Origin of the sequence: Aeromonas sp. R4-1, assembly GCF_040908325.1 — a bacterium.
Classification (GTDB): domain Bacteria; phylum Pseudomonadota; class Gammaproteobacteria; order Enterobacterales; family Aeromonadaceae; genus Aeromonas; species Aeromonas veronii.
Genome location: NZ_JBFODM010000098.1, coordinates 1 through 26,410 on the forward strand (window position 1 = coordinate 1; position 26,410 = coordinate 26,410).

Annotated in this window: 23 protein-coding genes and 1 tRNA gene; 12 read left to right on the plus strand and 12 right to left on the minus strand. The window is 57.1% G+C overall.

Annotation, left to right across the window (positions count from 1 at the left end; all coding sequences use genetic code 11):
• Positions 1-477: 477 nt before the first annotated feature.
• The 4 genes from AB5Y90_RS18310 to AB5Y90_RS18325 all read right to left on the minus strand — a co-directional run bounded on the left by AB5Y90_RS18310 (position 478) and on the right by AB5Y90_RS18325 (position 5,007).
• Positions 478-2,409 carry a putative bifunctional diguanylate cyclase/phosphodiesterase gene (locus AB5Y90_RS18310; RefSeq protein ID WP_368167498.1) on the minus strand — a complete coding sequence of 644 codons (1,932 nt, stop codon included), beginning with the start codon at positions 2,407-2,409 and terminating at the stop codon, positions 478-480.
• Positions 2,410-2,432: 23 nt separating this feature from the next.
• Entirely contained in the window at positions 2,433-2,933 is a 501-nt protein-coding gene (locus AB5Y90_RS18315) for a molybdopterin-binding oxidoreductase (protein WP_005349099.1), read from the minus strand.
• Between the two features lie 102 nt (positions 2,934-3,035).
• The gene (groL, locus tag AB5Y90_RS18320; RefSeq protein WP_005340575.1) at positions 3,036-4,670 is read right to left on the minus strand and encodes a chaperonin GroEL; all 1,635 of its coding nucleotides are present in this window, start codon (positions 4,668-4,670) and stop codon (positions 3,036-3,038) included.
• A 43-nt stretch (positions 4,671-4,713) separates the two neighbouring features.
• Positions 4,714-5,007, minus strand: coding sequence for a co-chaperone GroES (locus AB5Y90_RS18325; RefSeq protein ID WP_005340573.1), 294 nt, complete (start codon positions 5,005-5,007; stop codon positions 4,714-4,716).
• A gap of 260 nt (positions 5,008-5,267) precedes the next feature.
• Between AB5Y90_RS18325 and AB5Y90_RS18330 the strand changes: the two genes are divergently transcribed.
• On the plus strand, positions 5,268-6,602 hold the full coding sequence (locus AB5Y90_RS18330) for an MATE family efflux transporter (RefSeq protein ID WP_368167577.1): 1,335 nt from the start codon (positions 5,268-5,270) through the stop codon (positions 6,600-6,602).
• A 34-nt stretch (positions 6,603-6,636) separates the two neighbouring features.
• On the opposite strand, the gene AB5Y90_RS18335 is transcribed toward AB5Y90_RS18330, so the two are convergent.
• Entirely contained in the window at positions 6,637-7,113 is a 477-nt protein-coding gene (locus tag AB5Y90_RS18335; RefSeq protein WP_368167500.1) for an FxsA family protein, read from the minus strand.
• 442 nt (positions 7,114-7,555) lie between these two features.
• Here AB5Y90_RS18335 and aspA point away from each other — a divergent pair, with 442 nt between their 5' ends.
• Both aspA and AB5Y90_RS18345 read left to right on the plus strand, forming a co-directional pair.
• Positions 7,556-8,998: an aspartate ammonia-lyase gene (gene aspA / locus AB5Y90_RS18340; RefSeq protein WP_005340569.1), complete on the plus strand. Its 1,443-nt coding sequence runs from the start codon at positions 7,556-7,558 to the stop codon at positions 8,996-8,998.
• A gap of 125 nt (positions 8,999-9,123) precedes the next feature.
• On the plus strand, positions 9,124-10,443 hold the full coding sequence (locus tag AB5Y90_RS18345; protein ID WP_042052808.1) for an anaerobic C4-dicarboxylate transporter: 1,320 nt from the start codon (positions 9,124-9,126) through the stop codon (positions 10,441-10,443).
• A 248-nt stretch (positions 10,444-10,691) separates the two neighbouring features.
• On the opposite strand, the gene tsaD is transcribed toward AB5Y90_RS18345, so the two are convergent.
• Entirely contained in the window at positions 10,692-11,705 is a 1,014-nt protein-coding gene (gene tsaD, locus AB5Y90_RS18350) for a tRNA (adenosine(37)-N6)-threonylcarbamoyltransferase complex transferase subunit TsaD (protein WP_005341236.1), read from the minus strand.
• Between the two features lie 179 nt (positions 11,706-11,884).
• On the opposite strand from tsaD, the gene rpsU reads away from it, so the two are divergent.
• From rpsU to AB5Y90_RS18375, 5 genes are all read left to right on the plus strand, one after another.
• Positions 11,885-12,100: a 30S ribosomal protein S21 gene (rpsU, locus tag AB5Y90_RS18355; RefSeq protein ID WP_005309452.1), complete on the plus strand. Its 216-nt coding sequence runs from the start codon at positions 11,885-11,887 to the stop codon at positions 12,098-12,100.
• Between the two features lie 15 nt (positions 12,101-12,115).
• A complete protein-coding gene (locus AB5Y90_RS18360; RefSeq protein WP_005349081.1) occupies positions 12,116-12,559 on the plus strand; it encodes a GatB/YqeY domain-containing protein in 444 nt (147 codons plus the stop codon).
• A gap of 88 nt (positions 12,560-12,647) precedes the next feature.
• Positions 12,648-14,435, plus strand: coding sequence for a DNA primase (gene dnaG, locus AB5Y90_RS18365; RefSeq protein WP_368167502.1), 1,788 nt, complete (start codon positions 12,648-12,650; stop codon positions 14,433-14,435).
• A gap of 183 nt (positions 14,436-14,618) precedes the next feature.
• Entirely contained in the window at positions 14,619-16,514 is a 1,896-nt protein-coding gene (gene rpoD / locus AB5Y90_RS18370; protein WP_263718854.1) for an RNA polymerase sigma factor RpoD, read from the plus strand.
• A gap of 187 nt (positions 16,515-16,701) precedes the next feature.
• A tRNA-Ile gene (locus AB5Y90_RS18375) sits at positions 16,702-16,778 on the plus strand.
• 164 nt (positions 16,779-16,942) lie between these two features.
• Here AB5Y90_RS18375 and AB5Y90_RS18380 read toward each other — a convergent pair.
• The 4 genes from AB5Y90_RS18380 to purH form a co-directional block, all read right to left on the minus strand.
• Positions 16,943-17,497: a cytochrome b/b6 domain-containing protein gene (locus AB5Y90_RS18380; protein ID WP_368167504.1), complete on the minus strand. Its 555-nt coding sequence runs from the start codon at positions 17,495-17,497 to the stop codon at positions 16,943-16,945.
• Entirely contained in the window at positions 17,478-17,852 is a 375-nt protein-coding gene (locus AB5Y90_RS18385) for a cytochrome b562 (protein ID WP_368167506.1), read from the minus strand. The genes AB5Y90_RS18380 and AB5Y90_RS18385 overlap by 20 nt, the downstream gene beginning before the upstream one ends.
• 277 nt (positions 17,853-18,129) lie before the next feature.
• Positions 18,130-19,416, minus strand: coding sequence for a phosphoribosylamine--glycine ligase (purD, locus tag AB5Y90_RS18390; protein ID WP_005341242.1), 1,287 nt, complete (start codon positions 19,414-19,416; stop codon positions 18,130-18,132).
• A 114-nt stretch (positions 19,417-19,530) separates the two neighbouring features.
• Positions 19,531-21,123, minus strand: coding sequence for a bifunctional phosphoribosylaminoimidazolecarboxamide formyltransferase/IMP cyclohydrolase (gene purH, locus AB5Y90_RS18395; RefSeq protein ID WP_368167507.1), 1,593 nt, complete (start codon positions 21,121-21,123; stop codon positions 19,531-19,533).
• 417 nt (positions 21,124-21,540) lie between these two features.
• On the opposite strand from purH, the gene zntR reads away from it, so the two are divergent.
• Both zntR and AB5Y90_RS18405 read left to right on the plus strand, forming a co-directional pair.
• Entirely contained in the window at positions 21,541-21,984 is a 444-nt protein-coding gene (zntR, locus tag AB5Y90_RS18400; protein ID WP_257123727.1) for a Zn(2+)-responsive transcriptional regulator, read from the plus strand.
• A 214-nt stretch (positions 21,985-22,198) separates the two neighbouring features.
• Complete coding sequence (locus AB5Y90_RS18405; protein WP_100654533.1) at positions 22,199-22,438, plus strand: alternative ribosome-rescue factor A; 240 nt, start codon at positions 22,199-22,201, stop codon at positions 22,436-22,438.
• 117 nt (positions 22,439-22,555) lie between these two features.
• Here AB5Y90_RS18405 and hemW read toward each other — a convergent pair whose 3' ends face one another.
• Both hemW and rdgB read right to left on the minus strand, forming a co-directional pair.
• Positions 22,556-23,701, minus strand: a complete 1,146-nt coding sequence (gene hemW / locus AB5Y90_RS18410) for a radical SAM family heme chaperone HemW (protein WP_368167510.1) — start codon at positions 23,699-23,701, stop codon at positions 22,556-22,558.
• Positions 23,702-23,791: 90 nt separating this feature from the next.
• A complete protein-coding gene (rdgB, locus tag AB5Y90_RS18415) occupies positions 23,792-24,388 on the minus strand; it encodes an RdgB/HAM1 family non-canonical purine NTP pyrophosphatase (RefSeq protein ID WP_005340539.1) in 597 nt (198 codons plus the stop codon).
• Positions 24,389-24,626: 238 nt separating this feature from the next.
• Here rdgB and AB5Y90_RS18420 point away from each other — a divergent pair, with 238 nt between their 5' ends.
• Together AB5Y90_RS18420 and AB5Y90_RS18425 are read left to right on the plus strand one after the other, a co-directional pair.
• Entirely contained in the window at positions 24,627-25,790 is a 1,164-nt protein-coding gene (locus AB5Y90_RS18420) for a multidrug effflux MFS transporter (RefSeq protein ID WP_368167512.1), read from the plus strand.
• A gap of 135 nt (positions 25,791-25,925) precedes the next feature.
• Positions 25,926-26,410: Gfo/Idh/MocA family oxidoreductase (locus tag AB5Y90_RS18425; protein WP_368167514.1), on the plus strand; the 485-nt coding region annotated here is incomplete at its 3' end.

Sequence of the window (26,410 nt, forward strand, 5' to 3'; positions counted from 1 at the left end):
CTGAGCCATGATCAAACTCTTCAATTTAAGTTTGGTTGCTTCGAAAAGCGGCTCAATGAATTGCTGAAATAAACTGTTCGACTTCTTATTGCTAAGAAATCGTCTTGGTCACTTCACCAGACATTGAAAATCAAAAATTGTTTTTGATGTTCGATGCTGTGAGTGCCCACACAGATTGCTTGATTCAAATTGTTAAAGAGCGACGCAACGGTGTGTTGCTGCGGGAGTGGAATTCTACTCAACCGCCTTCTCGAGTCAAGCCTTATTTTCAAAGGTTTTTCGAGGTTACCGACGAGGTTGTTTGCGTTGCCGCTTGCCCTGTCGATGGAGGCGCATTATAGGGAACAGATTCTTTCTGGCAAGGCTAAATTGCATGTTTTTTTGATAAAACCGCACAACCGTTCAAACAACAAACAAAAAGAAGAAAGTTCGAGCTAAATCACACATTCTGGAGGCAGATGACAGGCAAGCCCCCTCTCAACTCATATAAGCCATTTCGGATTGTTGACGCACCAGCCAAAGCTCCTCCATCTCCAACAAGGTTTGATAGATTTTCTCCGCCTGCTCTGGTCGGCTGAACAGATAGCCCTGCCCATACAAGTGGATATCGGTCAGAGATCGCAATACATCCAACTGCGCCTGTGTCTCAATCCCTTCACACACCAGACTCTTGCCCAGCATCGACCCCATCCGACAAATATTGGCGACCAGTTCGGATGCCTCCATTGAGGTGTCAATGCCCTGTATAAATGAACGGTCGATCTTCACCTTGCTGACCGGTAACTTTTGCAGATAACTCAAAGATGAATAACCGGTACCAAAATCATCTAGTGCCAGCAGTACCCCCTGCTGATTGAGATCCTGCATCAGTTGCAGCGAGTTCTTAACTTCACGCATGGTGGTATCTTCCGTGACTTCCAAGACCAGGCTACGGGCAGGCAGGTGGTGCTCCATCAATGCCTTGGCCACCAGTTTGAGCAAATTGCGCTGGTACATGCCTGGCGAGATATTCACACACATTTGCAGATCAACCATACCAAGCTGGTGCCACTGATAGAGCTGCTCGCAAGCTGTGTTCAGCACCCAGCTGCCAACCCGTTCGGCAAGCTGAAACTCCTCGGCCACCATAATCACTTCGTTTGGCGGAATGAAACCGAGTTCCGGATGCCGCCAGCGCAACAGAGCCTCGACAGCTTCGCAGCGGCCACTCTCTAGATTGACGATGGGTTGGTAATAGAGTTCCAGCGCATTGTGTTCCAGCGCCATGATCATGTCCGACGCCAGATGTTTGCGCCGCGCCGTCTCGTTGAGCAGGGAGTTATCGTAAATCACATAGGGAACATGGGTCTTGCGACTATGGAACAGGGCCTGTTCCGCACGACTCAACAACTCTTGAGTCTTGTCGCTGTCCATCGGATAGAAGGCAATCCCGATCCCGACTTCAAGCCGGAAGGGATAGTTGTCATAGACGATATCTTGCTTCAGCGCATGCAGCAATCGCGCTACCAGCTCCCTGACCTGACGCAGATCGCTGCTGCCACGCTGAATAATTGCAAATTGATCCCCCCCCAGACGTCCGCTCCACTCGCCCTCTTCACAGAGCACTCGGATCCGGGTGGCAAACTCACAAAGCAGATAATCACCGGTGTCATAGCCAAACTTGCTGTTGATATCCCTGAAGTCGTTGATGTCGACCAGCACCAGCCCAAACGGTACTTCCTGTGTGGCGTACAGCTCCATCCGCTCCAGCAAAGCAACCCGATTGGACAACCCGGTCAGCGGATCCCGTCTGGCTGCTCTGAAATGGCGACGCCCTTCATATATAAGCAGCATGCTGAGCAGCAGCACTGACATGACCAGACCGGAGACCATCAGCAACAAGGCATTGCGCAATTGGCCAAAATGGCGATCGTTCTCGGAATAGACGTTAATGTTCTTCTGCATCACAGAAGCGAGGGAGTAGGAGAGCGGCTCTTGCAGCGGGGCAAGGCGCATCATGATCTGCTGATAGTCAGATGCCCCGCTTTGCAACTTGGTGATGTCGGGCTCTATTTGGCGAATATTGGTTTCAATCAGCTGCACCAGACGCAAGGTTTTCTGCTTGTCTTGCATGCTCTTGCGCAGCTGGCCGCTCAACAGGATGGGCGTTCTGCTCCAGAGAATGTCATAACGCAGCATCAGGGTGTCATGATCAATCCCCCCATAGTGATAGACCTCTACCGCATTGAGGAAACGACCGAGCTCCAGCTGCAACTGCATCAGCGCCCAGGAGACATCATAGGTGTATTTCTCCATCGCTCTGGTCGCATTCTGAATCTGCATCAGGCAATAGAGGGTGCTCCCGGTAAAGGACAGGATGGATACATACAGAATGACGAGCAGTGGCCACGCCCTGGTCTTTCCTTTCACCCCATGCTCCCGTGCTGTTTTTATCAGTGCTGAATGTCTATCAAATCCAACTGCCAAATCATCATGTCGGTATATTCGGATCGCTTCAATTCCGGATATTGATCAAGAGGCAGCATAAACCAGACCGGCCCCTTGTCACGCACCCGCATGACAGCCCCATTGTCTTCCCATGCAAGAATGGGCTCGTATTTGGCAACCTTGTCCCATTCAATGCGGATCTGGAAACTGTTCAGTGCTGTCAACGTAATGGTCTTGCCATCCGCACCGACTGCAGCCAATACATCGGCCAGTTTTGGGCCTCTGTAGGTGTGCGGCTTATCCACCCACGGGTTGCCTGTCACTATCTCATGTTGCGGCAGAGCCTGTAGTTTTGCCAGATCAAACAACACCTTGCCATCAACTTCGTCTGCCGACCTGATGTTGCCACCGACTTTCAGGATCACCGGCCCAGTCAGCGCCTCAGCAGCCATCACCGGCATGATGACCAATGAACACAGTAGTGTCAGCCAACCAAACATTTTCATATCGCCCCCATATTTGCTGTCTCAACAGACTCAGTTTAGCCAGATATAAAAAAACGGCTCGCCTTGAGCGAGCCGTTTGTCAAACAGAGCAAGGGGGGATGATTACATCATGCCCATGCCACCCATGCCGCCCATGTCAGGCATGGCAGGGGTATCTTTCTTCGGCAGTTCGGTGACCATGCACTCGGTGGTGATCATCAGACCGGCGATGGAAGAGGCAAACTGCAGGGCGGAACGGGTTACCTTGGTCGGATCCAGGATGCCCATGGCCAGCATGTCGCCATACTGTTCGCTGTAAGCGTTGTAACCGAAGTTGCCTTCGCCGTTCTTCACTGCGTTGGCAATGACGGAGGCTTCTTCACCGGCGTTGATGACGATTTGACGCAGCGGGGCTTCCATGGCGCGCAGGGCAACCTTGATACCGACGTTCTGGTCTTCGTTGTCACCGCGCAGACCAGCCAGTTTGGCTGCAACGCGAACCAACGCAACACCACCACCGGCAACCACACCTTCTTCAACCGCGGCGCGGGTAGCGTGCAGGGCATCTTCAACGCGGGCTTTCTTCTCTTTCATCTCGACTTCGGTGGCTGCGCCAACCTTGATCACGGCAACACCGCCAGCCAGCTTGGCTACGCGCTCTTGCAGCTTCTCACGATCGTAGTCGGAAGAGGTCTCTTCGATCTGCTGACGGATCTGGGCAACACGGCCTTCGATCACACCGGCATCACCCACGCCATCGATGATGGTGGTGTTCTCTTTGGTGATGACGATGCGCTTGGCACGACCCAGATCTTCCAGCGTCGCTTTTTCCAGCTCCATGCCAACTTCTTCAGAGATGACGGTACCGCCAGTCAGTACAGCGATATCCTGCAGCATGGCTTTGCGACGGTCACCGAAGCCCGGCGCCTTGACGGCAGCCACTTTCACGATACCGCGCATGGTGTTGACCACCAGAGTGGCCAGCGCTTCGCCTTCTACGTCTTCAGCAACAATCAGCAGCGGCTTGCCAGCTTTGGCAACGCCTTCCAGCACAGGCAGCATTTCGCGGATGTTGGAGACTTTCTTGTCAACCAGCAGGATGAACGGGTCGTCCAGTTCAACGGAACCGGTCTCTTGCTTGTTGATGAAGTAGGGGGACAGGTAGCCGCGGTCGAACTGCATACCTTCAACAACTGCCAGCTCATCTTCCAGACCCTGACCATCTTCAACAGTGATGACGCCATCGCGACCCACTTTGTCCATGGCTTCAGCAATCAGCTTGCCCACTTTCTCGTCGGAGTTGGCGGAGATTGTGCCCACCTGAGCAATGGCATTGCTGTCAGCGCACGGCTGGGACAGCGCTTGCAGCTCGGCAACCGCAGCCACAACGGCCTTGTCGATACCGCGCTTCAGATCCATCGGGTTCATACCGGCGGCAACGGCTTTCAGACCTTCGTTGACGATAGCCTGAGCCAGAACGGTTGCAGTAGTGGTACCGTCACCAGCGGCATCGTTCGCCTTGGAAGCAACTTCCTTGACCATCTGGGCGCCCATGTTCTGGAACTTGTCTTCCAGCTCGATTTCGCGCGCAACAGAAACACCATCTTTAGTGATGGTCGGGGCGCCGAAGGACTTGTCCAGCACCACGTTGCGGCCTTTCGGGCCCAGAGTCACCTTGACGGCATCAGCCAGGATGTTTACGCCTTCCAGCATCTTGATGCGGGCTTCGTTACCAAACTTAACGTCTTTAGCTGCCATTTTTCTTCAATCCTTAAATCAATTCGGGGAAAAGGAGGATGGATTACTCTTCGACAATCGCCAGGATGTCGGTTTCGGAGAGGATCAGGACGTCCTGACCATCCAGCTTCTCGGTCTTAACACCGTAGCCTTCGTTGAAGATAACCTTGTCACCAACCTTCACGGCCAGCGCTTTGACTTCGCCATTATCCAGGATGCGACCAGTCCCCACGGCAAGCACTTCACCACGGGTGGACTTCTGGGCCGCAGTACCAGTCAAGACGATACCGCCGGCAGATTTGGCTTCAGCTTCGATGCGCTTGATGATGACGCGGTCGTGCAGTGGACGAATTTTCATCGATAACTCTCCCAAAATGAGTCTCATTGTTGCTTTGAGGAATGGCCGTTCCAGGCCAAATTAGATATGTCCCTGATGTGGGGCAGAGTTGCTAACCCTTCAAGGGCAAATACAAAAAAAATTTTTTCACGTACTATAAACATCTTCGATGGTTCAGCCATGTCCGCACCCTGGTGCAAGGTCGGTTCAAACCGCCCGGTTTCCATGCCAGAACCTTCAAAGCCAGCTGTAGAGACGAGCCCTTGACCCGCACCAACCCCATGCTGACAGCCCCTATTCCGGTCGTACTGCGCCAGATGACGGGCCCCATGATCTTCGGCATCATCGCCATTCTGGCCTTCAATCTGGTCGATACCTTTTTTATCGGTATGCTGGGCACCGAAGCTCTGGCCGCCATCAGTTTTACCTTTCCTGTCACTTTTGTGGTTACCTCGCTGGCGATGGGATTGGGCGCCGGATTGTCAGCGGTGATCGGTCATACTCTGGGGCAGGGCAAACACGATGAGGCGGCCCATCTCGCCACCGACAGCCTGTTTCTGGCGGTGATCATGGTGGCCCTGCTCTCCACGGGGGGCGCTCTCACCATCAAACCCCTGTTTACTCTACTGGGGGCCAGTGCCGAGCTTATCTCCCTCATCCATGACTACATGCTGATCTGGTATCTCACCGTCCCCATGCTGGTGCTGCCCATGGTGGGTAATGCCGCCATCCGGGCGACCGGCGATACCAAAACCCCCAGTCTGGTGATGGCCGTAGCCGGGTTGGTCAACGGGGTACTGGATCCTCTGTTGATCTTCGGTATCGGTCCCTTTCCCGAATGGGGGATCCGCGGGGCCGCCATCGCCACCTCCATCTCATGGCTGATGGCTATGCTAGTGAGTCTCTACATCCTGCGTCATCGGGAAGGATTGCTGCTGTGGCGCCTCTCGCCGCGCGCCCGGTTGCTGACCCACTGGCGGGCGTTACTACATGTCGCCGTCCCCGCCTCTTTTACCAATATGCTCAACCCCTTGGCCAATGCGGTGCTGATGACGATCTTTGCAGGACTGGGTACCGAGGTGGTGGCCGCTTACGGCGCCGCGTCGCGGGTCGAGGCGCTGTTGCTAATTGTGATGATGGCCCTCGCCTCCGTACTGGCCCCTTTCATCTCGCAAAACTGCGGCGCTGGCAATCCGGCCCGCGCCAAGGCCGCACTGCAGAGCTGCATGGGGTTTGCGTTGCTGTTCCAGCTCGCCATCTATGGCCTGACCTGGCTACTGGCGCCACTCATCGCCAACCTGTTCAGCGATCATCCGCAGGTCATTAGCCTGATTATTCTCTATCTGCATCTGGTTCCAATCGGTTACGGCTTTCAGGGCATGGTGATGCTGCTGGCCTCGGCACTCAATGGCGTGCGAGCATCCAGTATCTCGTTTTTATTCAACGGATTGCGGCTGTTTGGTTTTCTGTTGCCAGGAGCCTGGCTGGGGGCAAAGCTGGGGGGAGAACAGGGGATATATCTGGGGATACTGCTGGCCAATCTGGCGGCGGGCACCCTCGCATGGTGGTATGCCCGACACCGCTTCGAGGCCTTGTGCCATCAGGGCAAACCCTGATTCAGTCACTCGCCTCAGTTTTTCGTCTCGTCGATTACTCTTTACGCTCAAATTCGCCTTCGATAGTGGTGCCGCCCTGCTTGGTGTTCCCCAGATGATCATCGGACGGTGCGTTGCCAAACGGCGATTGAGTACGCTGGAAGCCACCCATCTGCATCCGGAACTGGCTGCTGCCGATCAGCTTGTCAGCCAGTTTGTTGCGAAGCCAGGGCTGCAGCAGCAGGACCCCGAAGAAGTCGGTGACAAAACCCGGAATGATCAGCAGCAAGCCAGCCAATGCCAGCATCATGCCCCCCATCACCTCACGGCCCGGCATCTCGCCCATCTGCATCTTTTGCTGGGCGCTGAACAGGGTCTTGATCCCTTCACTGCGCACCAGCGAGGAGCCCAATACCGCAGTCAGTATGAGCAAGCCGACAGTCGGCAGCACCCCGATTACCGAGCCGACCTCGATCATCACGGTGAGTTCCAGTACAACCAGACCCACCAACAACAAAAACAACTTGCCCATATCCACTCCAGCACCGGTAAATTGAGAAAAAGTGGCGCCCATCCAACGATGGCCAGAGGCTAGTTTGCCGCCCCGTCATCACCACTTTCTGCTCTGAATAAATGGGGGCGGCCCCCCTCTTTTCAAGTTGGTCAACTGACTCCTACGTCATCAGCAATCTAAAAAACCAGCAAAAAGTCACAAAAATTTATAAAAATCATCATGATAAAAACTTCATAACATATGTGTACTTTTCTCAAAGTAATTTGAAAATGTCGCAAATTTAGTGATCCACCTCTAATAACCGATACCTCAATTGGAGTAGTATATTGATTAGTTTTTCGGGAGGTCATTCTCCCAACCGCCCCACTCGATGTGTGGTGCTTCAGGATGAGCTGTGCGCAAGGAACTCGCGACCACTCGGTGAGGATTTTTCCATTTATCTGATTTCTGAGGCATTACAATGAGCGACATCAAGAACGTCCGCATTGAAGAAGACCTGCTGGGCACCAAAGAAGTTTCCAATGATCTCTACTACGGTGTGCACACCCTGCGCGCTGTCGAGAACTTCAAGATCAGCTCTCAGAAGATTTCTGACGTTCCGGAATTCGTCCGCGGTATGGTGCTGACCAAGAAGGCCGCTGCGCTGGCAAACGGTGAACTGGGTACCATCCGTCCTGAAATTGCTGACAAGATCGTAGAAGCCTGCGACCTGATGCTGAACACCGGCAAATGCTTCGACCAGTTCCCGGTCGACGTTTATCAGGGTGGTGCCGGCACCTCCGTCAACATGAACACCAACGAAGTACTGGCCAACATCGCCCTGGAAATCATGGGTCTGGAGAAAGGCCGTTACGACGTCATCAACCCGAACGACCACGTCAACAAGTGCCAGTCCACCAACGATGCCTACCCGACCGGTTTCCGCGTTGCTGTGGTCAACAGCACTGACGTGACTCTGCACGCGCTGGAGCACCTGATCGCGGCATTCGATGCCAAAGCGAAAGAGTTCAAAAACATCCTGAAGATGGGTCGTACCCAGCTGCAAGATGCGGTTCCGATGACTCTGGGTCAGGAGTTCCACGCGTTCGCCGTGACCCTGCGTGAAGAGATCAAGTCCATCAAGCGCTGCCAGGAGCTGCTGCTGGAAGTGAACCTAGGCGCGACCGCCATCGGTACCGGTCTGAACACTCCGCCCGAGTACTCTGCACTGGCTATCAAGCGTCTGGCCGAGATCACCGGTCGTGCCTACGTGCCGGCAGAAGACCTGATCGAAGCCACCTCAGACTGTGGCGCCTACGTCATGCTGCACGGCGCCATCAAGCGTCTGGCCATGAAACTGTCCAAGATCTGTAACGACCTGCGTCTGCTCTCCTCCGGCCCGCGCACTGCACTGAAAGAGATCAACCTGCCAGAAATGCAGGCGGGTTCCTCCATCATGCCGGCCAAGGTCAACCCGGTTATCCCGGAAGTGGTCAACCAATCCTGCTTCAAGGTATTCGGTAACGACATCACTATCACCTTCGCCGCCGAAGCCGGTCAGCTGCAGCTGAACGTCATGGAGCCGGTGATTGGTCAGGCGATGTTCGAATCCCTGAGCCTGATGGAAAAAGCCTGTATTTCCCTGCGCGAGAAGTGCGTGGAAGGTATCACCGCCAACCCGGAAATCTGCATGAATCACGTGCTGAACTCCATCGGTATCGTGACCTACCTGAACCCCTTCATCGGCCACCACGAAGGGGATATCGTCGGCAAGATCTGTGCCCAGACCGGCAAGAACGTCCGCGAAGTCGTTCTTGAGCGCGGCCTACTGAGCGCCGAGCAGCTGGACGAAATTCTCTCCATCGAGAACCTGATGAACCCGCAATACAAAGCCAAGCGTTTCACCCGCGAAGCTGCCGTATAAGCGAGTGTGGGCCGGGATCTTCCCGGCCCATAAAGTCAGTTCCCGATTGGTCTTTATCCCCAGCCCGATCGGGAATTGGCTTTTTGCCAAATAAAAACCAAAAACTAAAAAATGGAGTTATCGCTATGATTGGAATCGAGTTACTTGTCGTGCTCGCCGCTATCTATCTGGGGGCCCGGATAGGCAGCATCGGCATCGGCTTTGCCGGTGGTCTGGGGGTACTGGTATTGACGTGGGGTCTGGGCATGCCTATCCCGAGCGATCAACTGGTCAGCTACATCCCTTGGGATGTGATCATGATCATCGCGTCCGTCATCTGTGCCATCGCCTGTATGCAACTGGCTGGCGGGATGGACTATCTGGTCTTCCTGGCAGAAAAAGCGCTGCGCAAGAACCCCAAATACATCACCTTCGCCGCCCCGGTGGTCACCTACCTGATGACCATGCTGGCCGGTACCGGTCATACCGCCTTCTCCACCCTGCCGGTGATCGCTGAAGTGGCCAAAGAGCAAGGGATCCGCCCATCCCGTCCGCTCTCCATCGCGGTTGTCGCCTCCCAGATCGCCATCACAGCCTCCCCGATCTCTGCCGCTGTGGTTGCCTTCTCCGGCATGCTCGAGCCATTTGGTGTTGACTACCTGACCCTGCTGGCCATCTGTATCCCCTCCACCTTCCTGGCCTGTATCCTGGGCGCCTTCATTGCCAACATGATGGGCAAACCGCTGGATCAGGACGAAGTCTATCTGGAGCGTAAAGCCAAGGGTCTGATCAAACTGCGTGGTACTACCAAGCTCGAGATCAAGCCGTACGCCAAACTGTCTGTCTGGATCTTCATCGCCGCCATCGTTGCTGTCATGGCTTATGCCACTGCCATCTCCGGTAAAGTAGGCCTGATCACCAACCCGCCGATCCCCCGTGACGGCGCCATCATGGGCATCATGCTGGCCGCGGCCACCATCATGACCCTGGTGTGCAAACTGGACGCCACCCAGGTCACCAACATGCCGACCTTCAAGTCCGGTATGTCCGCCTGTATCTGCGTACTGGGTGTGGCCTGGCTGGGTAACGTCTTCGTGAAAGGCAACATGGACACCATCCAGCTGATCGCTGGCGACCTGCTGAACCAGTACTCCTGGCTGCTGGCCGTGGTGCTGTTCTTCGCTGCCATGCTGCTCTATTCACAAGGCGCCACCACCAAAGCACTGATGCCTGCCGCACTGGCACTGGGTGTCAGCCCGCTGACTGCGATTGCCTCCTTCGCAGCCGTGAGCGCCCTGTTCGTACTGCCAACCTACCCGACCCTGCTGGCCGCGGTAGAGATGGACGACACCGGCTCCACCCGTATCGGTAAGGCGGTCTTCAACCACCCCTTCTTCGTACCGGGCACCGCCACCATCGCCATCGCCGTGGCGCTGGGCTTCTTCTTCGGCGGCATCCTGCTGTAATCCTATCGTCTGCCGATTACCAAACAAAAATCCCCGCCAGTTGGCGGGGATTTTTTTATCTCTTTACTCTGTACTTGGCTTGGCTGTCTGGCAGCGAGAGAGCTGACGTCTTATCCAGATGGCTCAACCACGGCGACAGCAGACACCACAACAGCGTGCCAGCGGCACTATAACCACCGCTGCCGGATTGCAGGAGCGATAGGCCACCATGGTACTCACCACCACGCCAGAAGGCGGGATCCGTCGGATCAGACCGGATCCAGGGTATCCAGCGGCCAGCGCGGCACGGCTTTGACCGCCAGCGGCTCAAACACGCCCGCTTTCAGGCGCTGCATACCGGCATAGGCAATCATGGCGCCGTTATCGGTGCAATATTCAGTGCGCGGATAGAACACCTCGCCCTTGAGGCTCTCCATCAGCTCGGCCAGCTGGGCACGCAGATGACGGTTGGCACTGACGCCGCCAGCGACCACCAGACGCTTAAGACCGGTCTCTTTCAAGGCACGACGGCACTTGATGGCCAGGGTATCAACCACCGCATCTTCAAACGCCCGAGCGATATCGGCACGGGTCTGTTCATCATCACCATTGGCGGCGATGGTGTTGGCTGTGAAGGTCTTGAGGCCGGAGAAGCTCATGTCGAGCCCGGGACGGTCAGTCATGGGACGGGGGAAGTGGAAGCGCCCCTTAGTGCCCTTCTCGGCCAGACGGGAGAGCAGCGGACCACCCGGATAGTCCAGCCCCATCAGCTTGGCGGTCTTGTCGAACGCTTCGCCAGCAGCATCATCGATGGATTCCCCCAGCAGCTGATAGCTGCCGATACCGTCGACCCGCACCAGCATGGAGTGACCACCGGAGACCAGCAACGCCACGAAGGGGAACTCGGGAGCTTTCTCTTCCAGCATGGGGGCCAGCAGGTGGCCTTCCATATGATGGACGGCAATGGCCGGCTTGTTCCACGCCATCGCCAGAGAGCGGCCAATGGTCGCCCCCACCAGAATGGCGCCAACCAGACCCGGACCCGCGGTATACGCGATGCCGTCGATGTCATCTTTGCCCAGTCCCGCCTCTTGCAATGCGGCCTGGATCAACGGGATCGTCTTGCGAACATGATCCCGGCTGGCGAGCTCGGGGACAACGCCACCGTAGTCCGCATGCAGCTTGACCTGGCTGTATAACTGATGGGAAAGGATCCCTTTTTGATCGTCGAAGATCGCGATCCCGGTTTCGTCACAGGATGTCTCTATGCCCAATACACGCATTGCTAAAAAATTTCACTGCTAAAATGAGACGGCTATGGTAACCTTCGCGGGTTTTTTAAACCAGAGCGATCTCTGCGGGTTTACTTTCATTCCCTGTCCAGAGTATAATTTCGCACCATTTTAAGACATGCTGATCGATTGAAGGTCAGCTAACAATTTATCACTGAGGTGAAAGGCACATGCCAGTAATCAAAGTCCGTGAAAATGAGCCGTTTGACGTTGCTCTGCGTCGTTTCAAGCGTTCTTGCGAAAAAGCCGGTATCTTGTCCGAAGTTCGTAGCCGTGAGTTCTACGAGAAGCCGACTACCATTCGTAAGCGCGCCAAAGCGTCTGCTGTCAAGCGTCACGCCAAGAAGCTGTCTCGCGAAAACGCACGTCGTATCCGCCTGTACTAATCGGGAGATATTGCCGTGTCTCTGAAGGATCAACTCAAGGATCAGCAAAAACTCGCCATGCTTGCCAAAGATAAGGCACGTCTGGGAGCGATCCGCTTGTTGATGGCAGAAATCAAGCAACGTGAAGTCGATACCCGTATCGAGCTGAATGATGAGGATATCCTCGCTGTCGTGACCAAAATGGTCAAACAGCGCCGCGATTCCATCAGCCAATTTGAAGCTGCCGGTCGCCAGGATCTCGCCGACAAAGAGTCCGCCGAGATCGTTGTGTTGCAGGAATTCCTGCCGCAACAGCTGACCGCAGATGAAATTGCCGCCCTGATCGAGCAAGCCATCACTGAAAGTGGTGCTGCCGTCATGGCTGATATGGGCAAGGTCATGGCTGTCTTGAAGCCGAAAATTCAGGGGCGTGCCGATGTCGGCGCCGTCAGTGCTCAGGTGAAAACCCGCTTGGCGTAACAGGCAACTCTCTTGTTTGGTCGAAGAAGCCGTGCTTCCTTTGGAATGCGCGGCTTTTTTATTTTCTCCGCAATGAAACAGGACGGTTATGGCAGGCAGGATCCCCCAATCCTTTATCGACGATCTGCTCGTACGCACAGACATAGTCGAGCTGATCGACTCGCGAGTGCGGCTGAAAAAAGCCGGTAAGAACTACCAGGCTTGCTGCCCTTTTCATAACGAAAAAAGCCCCTCTTTTACCGTCAGCCAGGAGAAGCAGTTCTACCACTGTTTCGGTTGTGGCGCCCACGGCAACGCCATCGGCTTTGTCATGGAGTACGACGGTCTCGAATTTCCCGATGCCATCGAAGAGCTCGCCAGCATGCAGGGCATGCAGGTGCCTCGCGAGCAGAGCATCGGCGGCTCGACCAATAGCCAGCCCACCGTCAGCAAGGATCTGTTCGAGCTGATGAACCAGATTGCCCGCTTCTACGAGAGCAATCTCAAGAGTGCTCCCCATGCGGTGGAGTACCTCAAGGGACGTGGCCTGACCGGTGAAGTGGTCAAACGATTCAACATTGGCTATGCACCCGGCGATTGGGATCAGGTACGCCGTCGCTTTGGCGCCAGCCGGGATCACGAGCAGTTGCTTATCTCGGGCGGCATGCTGATCACCCGTGACAATGGCCCGGGCAGTTATGACCGTTTCCGCGATCGCATCATGTTCCCGATCCGCGACAAGCGTGGCCGGGTTATCGGTTTCGGTGGCCGGGTGCTGGGTGATGGCACCCCCAAGTACCTCAACTCGCCGGAAACCCCCATCTTCCATAAAGGGCGGGAGCTGTTCGGTCTCTACGAGGTGAAGCAGGCACACAAGGATCCACGCAGGATCCTTGTGGTTGAGGGCTACATGGATGTGGTGGCACTCGGTCAGTACGACATCGACTATGCGGTGGCGGCGCTGGGTACTGCAACGACCAGCGACCATATCCACACCCTGTTTCGCACCACCGCCGAGGTAGTCTGCTGCTACGACGGTGACAACGCCGGTCGTGAAGCCGCCTGGCGTGCGCTGGATAATGCCCTACCTCATCTGCAGGATGGCCGCGAGCTGAAGTTCGTGTTCCTGCCCGATGGCGAGGATCCCGACTCGCTGGTACGCCAGATCGGCAAGGAGGGCTTTGAAGCCTTGCTCGATCAAGCCCAGCCATTCGCCGACTTCATGTTCGAGCGTCTCGGCCGGGATGCGGCGCTCTCCGGTGAGGCAGGCAAGTTCGAAGTTGCCAACAAGGCCGCCGAGCTTATTCGTCGCGTACCGGAAGGGTTTACCCGCGAAGGGCTGATCACTCGTCTCTCCAGCATGATGCGTTGGGGCGAGAACAAGCAGCGCATCGCCGAGCTCTTTGCTCGCAACAGTCAGCCCAAGGCCGAGGTCAACAAACCCAAGGCAGCCAAGCTGACACCACTGCGGCGTGCACTGGCACTGATGGTGCAATATCCGGCAGTAACGGCTGAGCTTCCCCCCATGCCGGAATTGGCCGGACTACGCGTACAGGGCATCAAGTTCCTGCTGCAACTGCACCAGCAAATCCTGGCACAGCCTGGTATCACAACCGGTATCCTGCTGGAACACTGGCGTGGTACCAAGGAAGGAGAGATCCTTGCTCAGCTGGCCATGCACGACCTGTTCGAGGAAATCAAACTCGATCAGGAGCCGGATATTCTGGGAGAATTGCAGGACACCTTCGTCGGCTTCATCAACCAGTTTCTGAAACAGCGGATCGAAGAATTGCAGGCCAAAGTGGCTCAGGAAGGACTAAGCTCCGAAGAAACCCAAGAGCTGATGATGCTGATAAGAGAGGTGCAAATTGAGAAAAGAAATGAGAGTGGGGCTTGATATTTGAGTGATTAGTCCCAATATGGATAGCGTTGCCCGAATCGACGGGATGAAAAGCAAAATTTTTATAACCGCCTGGCCCCGACAATACTGCGGGCAGGGGTTTCTCATGACCGACGCCGCAACCAGACATAGCATGTCTGGCGGTTTTCTATTAGAATTGGCTATTTGCGCAGCAGCGCACTGTACGCGCAACCTAGCAACACCAACCGGATGAGTTCTATGGAGCAAACCCCGCAGTCTCAGCTTAAACTCCTCGTTGCCAAAGGTAAAGAACAGGGCTACCTGACCTATGCCGAGGTGAACGATCACCTCCCGCAAGACATTGTCGATTCAGACCAGATCGAAGACATCATTCAGATGATCAACGATATGGGCATTCAAGTGGTTGAAAACGCTCCGGATGCCGATGACCTTATCATGGCTGAAGGTGGTACCGCCGATGAGGACGCTGCCGAAGCAGCGGCCCAGGCTCTGGCATCTGTTGAATCTGAGATTGGTCGCACGACCGATCCCGTCCGCATGTACATGCGGGAAATGGGTACCGTCGAACTGCTGACCCGTGAAGGCGAAATCGACATCGCCAAGCGGATCGAAGACGGTATCAACCAGGTACAAAGCTCCGTAGCCGAGTACCCTGAAGCAATTACTTACCTGCTCGAACAGTACGACAAGTACGAAGCCGAGCAGTTGCGTCTCTCTGACATTATCTCTGGCTTTATTGACCCGAACGAAACTGAAGATATGGCGCCTACCGCCACGCATATCGGTTCCGAGCTCGGCGAAGACGATCTGGCCGACGAAGATGAAGAAGACGAAGAAGACGAAGACGAAGATGGCGACAGCTCTGACGACGACGGTGACGGTGGTCCGGATCCGGAAGTCGCTCGCGAGAAGTTTGGTGAACTGCGTGCCCAGTATGAAGTGACCCGCCTCTCCATTCAGAAGAATGGTCGCGCGCACGAAGATACCCAGGCCGCCATCGCCCAGCTGGCCGATGTATTCCGTCAATTCCGCCTGATGCCCAAGCAGTTCGATCGCCTGGTCAACAACATGCGTGAAATGATGGAGCGCGTCCGCGTGCAGGAACGCATCATCATGAAGCTCTGCGTTGAGCAGGCCAAGATGCCAAAGAAAACCTTCGTCGCGGCCTTCACCAACAACGAGTGTGAAACTGCCTGGTTCGAATACCAGAAGCAGGCTGGCAAAGCCTGGTCTCCCCGTCTGGTTGAAATGGACGAGGATATTCAGCGTGCCATCGGCAAGCTGCAGCAGATTGAAGAAGAGACCGGTCTGTCGATTGCCCAGATCAAGGATATCAACCGTCGCATGAGCATCGGTGAGGCCAAAGCCCGCCGTGCGAAGAAAGAGATGGTTGAGGCCAACTTGCGTCTGGTTATCTCTATCGCCAAGAAGTACACCAACCGCGGTTTGCAGTTCCTGGATCTGATCCAGGAGGGCAACATCGGTCTGATGAAGGCGGTAGACAAGTTTGAATACCGTCGTGGCTACAAGTTCTCGACCTATGCTACCTGGTGGATCCGTCAGGCCATTACCCGCTCCATCGCGGATCAGGCCCGTACCATCCGTATCCCGGTACACATGATCGAGACCATCAACAAGCTCAACCGTATCTCCCGTCAGATGCTGCAGGAAATGGGTCGTGAACCGAACCCGGAAGAGCTGGCCATGCGCATGGGCATGCCGGAAGATAAGATCCGCAAGGTACTGAAGATCGCCAAAGAGCCTATCTCCATGGAGACGCCCATCGGTGATGATGAAGATTCCCACTTGGGCGACTTTATCGAGGATACCACCCTGGCTCTGCCAGCGGATGCGGCGACCAGCGAAAGCCTGCGCAACGCCACCCGCGAAGTGTTGGCTGGCCTGACCGCCCGCGAAGCCAAGGTACTGCGGATGCGTTTCGGTATCGACATGAACACTGACCACACCCTAGAGGAAGTGGGCAAACAGTTCGACGTTACCCGTGAGCGTATTCGTCAGATCGAAGCCAAGGCACTGCGCAAACTGCGCCACCCGAGCCGCTCGGAAGTGCTGCGCAGCTTCCTGGACGAATAGTCCTGACCCTGTGTCAAACTGCTCTGCCAAAGCCCCGCCATGCGGGGCTTTGTTTTGTCTGGCATTTACCCTTGCGACCCGCTTTGCACCCTCTATCGACCTGGACAATTAGTCGCCAAGTGGTTGATATGCCTATAGACTGCCCTTTCCTCTTCCCCTATAATCCACGCCGCTAAACGCACAATTTGGCCCCTTAGCTCAGTTGGTCAGAGCAGTCGACTCATAATCGATTGGTCGTGGGTTCAAGTCCCCCAGGGGCCACCAAATTGAAAAAGGCCGCTCATGATGAGCGGCCTTTTTGCATCTGCGGATCGAGCAATGTCCCGTGATAAGCTCGATGAGGTCATAGAAAAGACCCGCCATGGGCGGGTCTGGGCAGGGTCCGGATCAGGCGCCTCACTCAGAGACAAGGAGCCTAATGCTGAGCCTCAGGTTTGCTCGTTGCTGCCGCTCTGGATGGATGAGCGACGCCCGGCGGGTAGCATCCGGGTAACCAGATTGCTGCGCTGACGCCAGGAGGTGAAAACGATAGCCAGCAGATGCAGACCAATCAGCCCCTGCAGTACCACCACACACCATTCATGCCACTCGTCAGCCCCCAGTTCAAATCCCGTCTCGGTATTTTGAAACCAGCCGCTACCAGCAGTGGCCAGCACAACCAGCCAGAGCGCCCACACGGCCAGCTTGCCGCTACCGTGATGACCCGGTGCCGGAGGCTGCCGCTCACGCATCTCGCGCGCCTGCTGGCGAAAATCCTCACCGCAGGGGATGAGGGCACCAAGGCGGGCGTAGCCACGGGCAAAAGTAAGCCCCCAGAGCAGACGCAAGGAGACCAGCCCAATGGCGCCGTAACCCAGCCACTCGTGCCACTCCTCGCCCGCTTCGTTAACCCAGAGGTTGCCGATGCAGACCGCCGCCAAGCCCCAGTGAGTCAGGCGAACCAGCGGATCCCAGCGAAAGGGCTCACCCTTTTTGCTTGGCATATTTGTGGTACTCCTTCTTCAGGTCGTTGACCTTGGCCAGATGTTCGCGCGCTTTGGCCTCATCACCCGCCTTGAGTGCGGCCAGGCTGGCGTCCAGCTCGGTCTGTACCTCGTTCATCCCTTCAAGGAATTTATCTTTCTTGGCGGCCGGCATGTTCTTCTGCTTGGCCACATCCAGCTGGGCCTTCATCTCGTTGATGTGCTTCTCCATGGTGGCTGCATCATCAGCCTTGACGGCCTGCTTGTAGTTGAAGCCAATCTTCTTCATCGGCTGTTCCAGATCACCCGCCACGGCAGGCAGGGTCATCAGGCCAAACATCAGGGGCAGCAGCAGGGTGCGGACGGTTTTCAACATGGGATTTCCTTATATAACGACATGCTCGAATTGTTAGGGGTACTTATGAATCCAAACAAGAATTCATCACCAGCATGATGCCATGACTCATGGTGAAACGTTTGTGAAAAATGCTGTTTTTTGTGGCAAATAGTGACAGATATGCCGCGCTTGTTTGCGCTTGGTAACTGATTGAACGCAGGTGACACGCAGCATGAGGATGGTTGAAAGCGGTAAACAGGGACAAAAAACCCCGCCGTAGCGGGGTCTGAATCAGCTGGCCATTTGCTGGCGTCAGTTACTCCTGTTCGCGAGCAATGGCGCGCCAGCCGATATCCTTGCGGTAGAAGACGCCATCCCACTTGATGCGGCCAGCGAGCTGATAGGCACGCTGCTGGGCTTCTGCCACAGTATGGCCGAGGGCGGTGGCGCACAACACGCGGCCGCCAGCGGTCAGGCTGGTATCGCCCTCCAGGCGGGTACCGGCATGGAACACCTTCTCACCCGCCACTTCATCCACCGGCAAGCCGCTGATGGGGTGATTGGTGCTGTAATCACCGGGATAGCCTCCCGCCGCCAACACCACGCCGATAGCGGCGCGGGGATCATAGATGGCCTCTTTCTGATCCAGCTTGCCTGCGCAAGCCGCCAGACAGAGCTCTACCAGATCGGACTGCATCCGCAGCATGATGGGCTGGGTCTCGGGATCGCCAAAGCGGCAGTTGAACTCGATCACCTTGGGATTGCCTGCGCCGTCGATCATCAGACCGGCGTAAAGGAAACCGGTGTAGACGTTGCCTTCGGCCGCCATGCCGCGCACGGTCGGCATGATCACCTGCTCCATCACGCGTCGATGTACCTCGGCGGTCACTACAGGCGCCGGGGAGTAAGCCCCCATGCCGCCGGTGTTGAGGCCGGTATCACCGTCGCCAACCCGCTTGTGATCCTGACTGGTGGCCATCGGCAGCACGTGCTCGCCATCGACCATGACGATGAAGCTCGCCTCTTCCCCCTCCAGAAACTCCTCAATCACCACCCGGGAGCCCGCTTCACCAAAGGCATTGCCGGAGAGCATGTCGCGCACCGCGTCTTCCGCTTCCTGCAAGGTCATGGCGACAATCACCCCCTTGCCTGCCGCCAGACCATCGGCCTTGATGACGATGGGGGCACCCTTCTCGCGCAAGTAGGCGAGCGCAGGCTCCACTTCGGTGAAGTTCTGGTACTCGGCGGTCGGAATGGCGTGACGTGCTAGGAAATCCTTGGTGAAAGCCTTGGAGCCTTCCAGCTGGGCAGCGGCAGCAGTCGGGCCAAAGATCGGCTGACCGGCGGCGCGGAAGGCATCCACCACCCCTTTCACCAGCGGCGCTTCCGGCCCGACGATGGTGAGGCCGACCTGCTTCTCTTTGGCAAAAGCCAGCAACCCTTCGATATCGGTCGCCTCGATGGCGACGTTCTCGACACCCGGCTCAAGCTGGGTGCCTGCATTGCCCGGCGCCACAAAAACGTGACGCACCAGCGGGGAGTGTTTGGCCTTCCAGGCCAGGGCGTGTTCACGGCCACCGTTGCCAATGATCAGTACTTTCATCGTATCGCTCGCTTCTATTTGTGGTCACCGGACGGCCACCCGGGCCGTCAGTCAGTGGAAATAGTCAGTTGAAAAGAGACAACAAAAGGGCCGCCATCGGCAGCCCCTGACCCATCAATGACGGAAATGGCGCATGTTGGTGAACACCATGCACATGCCGTGTTCGTCGGCGGCATCGATCACCTCCTGATCGCGCATCGAGCCACCCGGCTGGATCACGCAGGAAATACCGGCCTGCGCGGCAGCATCAATACCGTCGCGGAACGGGAAGAAGGCATCGGAGGCCATCACGGAGCCCGCCACGGTCAGTCCTTCATCCGCCGCCTTGATACCGGCGATTTTGGCCGAATAAACACGGCTCATCTGGCCTGCGCCGACGCCGATGGTCTGGCCATCTTTGGCGTAGACGATGGCGTTGGATTTGACGAACTTGGCCACTTTCCAGCAGAACAGCAGATCCTGCAGCTCGGCCTCGGTCGGCTGACGCTTGCTGACCACTGTCAGGTCACCCAGCGTCACCATGCCGAGATCCCGCTCCTGTACCAGCAGGCCGCCGTTGACGCGTTTGAGGTCAAACCCTTGCGCCGGAGCAGTCCACTGGCCGCATTCGAGCAGACGCACGTTCTGCTTGGTGGCGACCGCATCGCGGGCCTCCTGGCTGACGCTCGGGGCGATGATCACTTCGACAAACTGGCGGGCCACGATGGCTGCCGCAGTGGCACCATCCAGCTCACGGTTGAAGGCGATGATGCCGCCAAAGGCGGAGGTGGGGTCGGTCTGGTAAGCGCGATCGTAGGCACTCAGCAGGTCGTTACCAATGGCCACGCCGCAGGGGTTGGCATGCTTGACGATGACGCAGGCCGGCTCGTCGAACTCCTTCACACACTCTAGCGCCGCATCGGTATCGGCGATGTTGTTGTAGGAGAGCGCCTTGCCCTGCAGCTGGATAGCGCTGGAGACAGAACCCGGAGCGGCATGCTCTTCGGCGTAGAAGGCGGCAGCCTGATGGCTGTTTTCGCCGTAACGCATGTCCTGCTTCTTGATGAACTGGCTGTTGAAGGTGCGCGGGAAGCGGGACTCCTCGTCACCCTCCTTGTTGTCACCGTAGGAAGGAACCATGGTACCGAAGTAGTTGGCGATCATGCCGTCGTAGGCAGCGGTGTGCTCGAAGGCGGCGATGGCCAGATCGAAACGGGTCGCCAGTTTCAGGCTGTTGCCGTTGGCATCCATTTCGCGAATAACCCGATCATAGTCGGCAGCTTTGACGACGATAGCGACATCTTTATGGTTTTTGGCGGCAGAACGCACCATGGTCGGGCCGCCGATGTCGATGTTCTCGACCGCATCCGCCAGGGTGCAGCCCGCTTTGGCCACGGTGGCAGCAAAGGGGTAGAGGTTGACGACAACCATGTCGATGGGGGAGATAGCGTGTTGGGCCATGATGGCGTCATCCTGATCCCGACGGCCGAGGATGCCACCATGAACCTTGGGATGCAGGGTCTTGACCCGGCCATCCATCATTTCAGGGAAACCCGTGTAGTCGGAGACCTCTGTCACCGGCAGACCCGCCTCGCCAAGCAGCTTGGCGGTACCGCCCGTGGAGAGCAGGGCAACACCACGCTCGTTGAGTGCCTTGGCAAATTCCAGAATGCCAGTTTTGTCAGACACACTCAGCAGTGCACGGCGAATGGGTCGAGCTTGTTCCATCACACTATCGTCCTCAACATAACGGGGACCGTTCCATGGGAGGCGAGGCTCAACACAGAGAGTCCCCAAATAAATGGAAGTGGGGGATTTCGCAAACCACTCTCGCCCCGACATCCGGCAAAAGCGTTTTAGGAAATGCCCGCTTGGTGCGGCGCTCTGTTATGGGCGCGTATTCTACACAAAAAATGTGACCTGTGGTGGATTTTTTGAAACAGCAAAGCCTTATTTGGCGCGGCGTTAAACGTTTTCCACTTGATTTTCTCGAAACGTTTGCACTTTCAGTGTTTTATGGGAAAAAGGGTCGCCAGGAGATGTTTATCTGCCCCTTTTATGCCCTTGGCTGGCAATCCATGGGCAAAGGGGTGATAGTGGATTCCGGTTTTTGTTGCGGCATACATTCAAGGGGAGAGAGAGAGCATGTATCGGATCGGTGAACTGGCCAAGGCGTGCGGGGTCAAGGCTGATACCCTGCGTTTTTACGAGAAGAACGGGCTTATCTCACCGGGGATCCGCAACGAATCCGGCTACCGTCTCTACAGCGAACAGGACAAGCGGCGGCTGGAGTTCATCATTCGCGCCAAGTCGGTGGGATTCTCGCTGGCCGATATCGGCGAGCTGCTCGACCTCGATACCAACAAGGCCAAAGTCACCTGTCAGGAGGTGAAAGCGGTGGCCGACACCAAGCTGGCCCAGGTGGAGCAGAAGATCATCGAACTGACCCGCTTTCGCGACAATCTGCGCGAGCTCTCCAATATCTGCTGCGGCGGGCCGCGCTCGGCGGAGCACTGCGCCATCCTCGAGACGCTGGAATCTGGCGCCCCGGCCCATCACGAGCATCACAACCACGACCATCATGGCTGACATGGTATGCCTGACTGAGCGTGCCTGGCTCAGTGTGACTGACTCGGCGCGCCCGACACATTGCTCCCGCGGCGATTTGGTGACAAAATCGCCGCGTTTTTAACCGGATCCAGTGCATCCGGTTGCCGGGCGCTAGCCTGAACAGGCGCCCGCAGCGAAAACCGCCATCCAGACACAAGAATCAACACACCAAGAGAAAAGAAGAGGAGCCATCATGGCCAAAATTCGGGTCGACCAACCCGCCCTCCCCCGTGAGGAAAATGCGCAAGGGGGCCACTATGCCCATCAGCGCGGCGAAATAAAGGATAACCATCTGCATGCCCTGCTCTCCGATCCCCTGTTTCGCAGCCGGGTCGAGCGCAACAAGAAGGGCAAGGGGAGTTACCAGCGCAAGGCCAAATTCGGCAAGCGGTGGGAGCCCGGCCAACAGCAGATGATCCGCGTCTGCTGCTGAGCGGGTTTCTACCGACCATAAACAATCAGGGCGCCATTGGCGCCCTGATTGTTTTGACAGAAGAAGCGATTTGGCAACGTCAACTCACAGCCTCAAAAGCGCACCTCAACAGGCCAATCACTCATCCATAAACAGTTCGAGCAGCACATTGAGATAGCGATGGCCGAGGGAGGTGAGCTGCCAGCTATCCCCCAGATCCTCGATAAGCTCCTTGCTCTGTGCGATGGCGAGCACCGTCTCGACCCGCTCCAGCGGCAAGCCGGTATAGGCCTCGAACTCCGCCTTGGGGGCCGGTTCAAACAGGCGGAAGCGGTTCATAAAGTATTCGAGCGGCAGATCGTCTGCCGTCACCTGCCACTGCTCGTCCAGATAGGGGCGACTCTTGTCCAGATACCCTTTCGGATGCTTCACCTTGGCGGTGCGCAGGATCTGCTGATTCACGAGATCGGTCACCTTGCCGTGAGCACCACAGCCAATCCCCAGATAGTCGCCGAAACGCCAGTAGTTGAGGTTGTGATGGCACTGGTAGCCCTCTTTGGCATAAGCCGAGATCTCGTACTGGCGATAACCGCTGGCGGTGAGCATGGCGTGGCCCTGCTCGTAGATGTCCCATAGGGTGTCATCTTCCGGCAGTTTGGGCGGCTTGGAGGCAAACGCCGTGTTCGGCTCTATGGTGAGCTGATACCAGGAGAGGTGCGGCGGGGCGCAGTCGATCGCCTGCTGCAGGTCATAAAGGGCGTCATCCAGACTCTGATCCGGCAGACCATGCATCAGATCCAGATTGAAGGTGGGCAACTTGATGGCATGGGCCAGTGCAGCGGCCTTGCGCGCCTCTTCCGGGCCGTGAATGCGGCCGAGGCGGGTCAGCTTCTCCTGCTGAAAGCTCTGCACCCCGATGGAGATACGGTTGATGCCGGCGCGCTGGAAACCGGCGAACTTGTCCGCCTCCACCGTGCCTGGGTTGGCCTCCATGGTAATCTCGCAATCTGCGGTGAGCGGAATGCGGGCCCGTACCCCGTCCAGCAGGGCTTGCATCGCCTCGACCGTCAGCAGGCTGGGGGTGCCGCCACCGATAAAGATCGAGGAGAGCGGCCGTCCCTGCGCCCACTTCAGATCCTGATCCAGATCCTCCAGCAGAGCGGCGACATATTCGAGGTGAGGCAACTCCCCCTTCTGGGCATGGGAGTTGAAGTCACAGTAAGGGCACTTCTGGACGCACCAGGGCACATGAATATAGAGAGAGAGCGGCGGCAGTTGCAGCATGGGGCTTCCAATAAAACGGGGGCTCAAGGCCCCCATTGTAGATGACTATGTGTAATTGACCGTGTGTAACCGACAAGGTGGCGAAGTGACTCAGTGCGCCGCAGCCAGCGCCGCTTTTAACTTGGCCAGCGCCTGACCGCGATGGCTCAGCTGGTTTTTCAGCTCGGCTGGCATCTGGGCGGCGGTGCAGTCGTGATCCGGCACGAAGAAGACCGGGTCATAGCCAAAGCCATGTTGACCGCGCGGCTCGTCGATGATCATCCCTTCCCAGCTCGCCTGACAGATGATGGGGGTGGGATCGTCGGCGTGGCGCATATAGACCAGCACACACCAGAAGCGGGCGCTCTTCAGGTACTCGGGGGCACCTTGCAGCTCGCCGAGCAGCTTCTCGATGTTGGCCTTGTCACCGGCACCCACACCGGCAAAGCGGGCGGAGTAGACGCCGGGGCGTCCTTGCAGCAGGTCGACTTCCAGACCGGAGTCATCGGCCACGGCGGGCAGACCGGTAATGCGGGCGGCGTGGCGGGCCTTGATGATGGCATTCTCGACGAAGGTGGTGCCGGTCTCATCGGCATCGGAGACCGCAAACTCGCTCTGTGGGATCACCTGGATCTTCATATCGGCCAGCATGGCGGCCAATTCCTTCACCTTTTTCTGGTTACCTGTTGCCAGGACAAGCTTGTTCATCGAGCACCTCCGCAAAAATAATCTGCGCATTCTATGCGGCGCAAGCGTTTAGTAAAAGCGTCAATTACACCCGCTGTGATGGGGTTACGGGGGATTTGCCGCCATCGAATAACCAGCTTTTTAATACATGTTTCCATAATGGAATAACCAAAGTGATTAAATACCATTTCTATTCATTACTGTGAGTCAGTAGACTCGCGCCCCAATTCATTAACCTGGCTGACTAAAGAGGTGACAGATGCCATTGATACTTTTACTCGTACTACTGGTGCTGTTCAGTCCGCTGGCTATCGACATCTACCTGCCCGCCATTCCGCAGATGGCCGAGCAGCTGGGCGCCGAAGTAACCCTGATGCAGGGCACCATCACCTGGTTCCTGTTCAGCATGGGGCTGGGGCAACTGCTTGTTGGCCCGCTGGCCGATCGCTACGGTCGCAAGCCTATCGCGCTGGGCGGCGTGCTGCTCTATGGCCTGAGCGCGCTGGGGGCCGGTTTTGCCGCCAGCCTCGGCGAATTGATGCTGGCCCGGGTGCTGCAGGGCTTCGGCGCCTGCGCCACCTCGGTCGCCGCCTTCTCGGTGGTACGTGACAGCTACGGCCCGAAAAAGAGCGGTCAGATGATCTCCTACCTCAATGGCGCCATCTGCTTTATTCCTGCGCTGGCCCCCCTGCTCGGAGGCTGGCTCACCGCCAAGGCGGGCTGGTCTGCCAACTTCTGGTTTATGGCCGGTTATGCGCTCATCGTCGGCTGCTGGCTGATGTGGCGGATGCCGGAGACCCGCCCGGAGGAGACCCGCAGTGAAGGGGTCCTCATCAGCTGGTCTCGCTACAGCCCGGTGCTGCGCTCCCCCAGCTTCCTGTTCAACGCGGCGCTGTGCATGCTGGCGATGGCGGTGATCCTCGCTTATGTCACCGCCGCACCGGTGCAGCTGATGGTGAAACTGGGGCTTGATATGAGCGGCTTTAGCTACTGGTTTACCGCCAACGCCGCCCTCAACATTCTGGCCTGCTTCACGGCGCCGCGCTTTATCGCCAAGGTGGGGCCAAGGCGCACCCTGCGCATCGGCCTGCTGGTGTTGATGCTTTCGGCCATCACCCTGACTCTGGCCATGCACATCGAGCATCCGCTGGCGATGATGGGGCCGGTATTCCTCTCCAGCATCGGCTTTGCCATGATTTTGGGCTCTGCCGCCGGGATGGCGCTGGCACCATTCGGCCACTGCGCCGGTACCGCCGCCGCCCTGCTCGGCCTGTTCCAGATGAGCGGCTCCGGCGCGTTGGTTGGCCTGACCGGCGCCCTGATGCACGACCCGCTGAGCCAGCTGGCGCTGCATATGTGGCTGCTGCTGCCGCCCCTGGTGATGCTGATGACCCAACGCGGTCGCCGCTTGTGTTTGCAATAAATCCTGTGCTCTGATGGGCACACTCAGGGGGCCATCGGCCCCCTTCTCGTTTGTATCGCCTTTACAGCACATGGCCATCCGGCAGATTGCCTGCGATGGCAACCCCACTCACTCGATGTCAGCGGAGAACTCCCGATGAGCCACACTCTCAACGCAGCCCTGGTGGGCTATGGCTTTGCAGGCAAGACCTTCCACGCCCCCTTCCTCTCCACCACGCCGGGCTTGTCCCTGAGTTGGGTGGTGAGTCGCGATGCCGCCAAGGTGCAGGCCGATCTGCCCGACTGCCGGGTCGGCTCACTGGAGGAGGTGCTAAGCGATGAGACCGTCGATCTGGTGGTGATCGCCACCCCCAACGACACCCACGCCCCCCTCGCCCGCCAGGCGCTGCTGGCAGGTAAACATGTGGTGATCGACAAGCCCTTTGCACTGGATCTGGCCGAAGCGAAAGCACTGGTCGAACTGGCCGAAAAGCAGCAGCGGCTGCTCAGTATCTTCCACAACCGTCGTTGGGACGGGGATTTCCTCACCGTGCGCCGTTTGATTGCCGAAGGGACGCTGGGGCAGATCGCCCAGTTCGAATCTCACTTCGATCGCTATCGCCCCGAAGTGCGCCAGCGCTG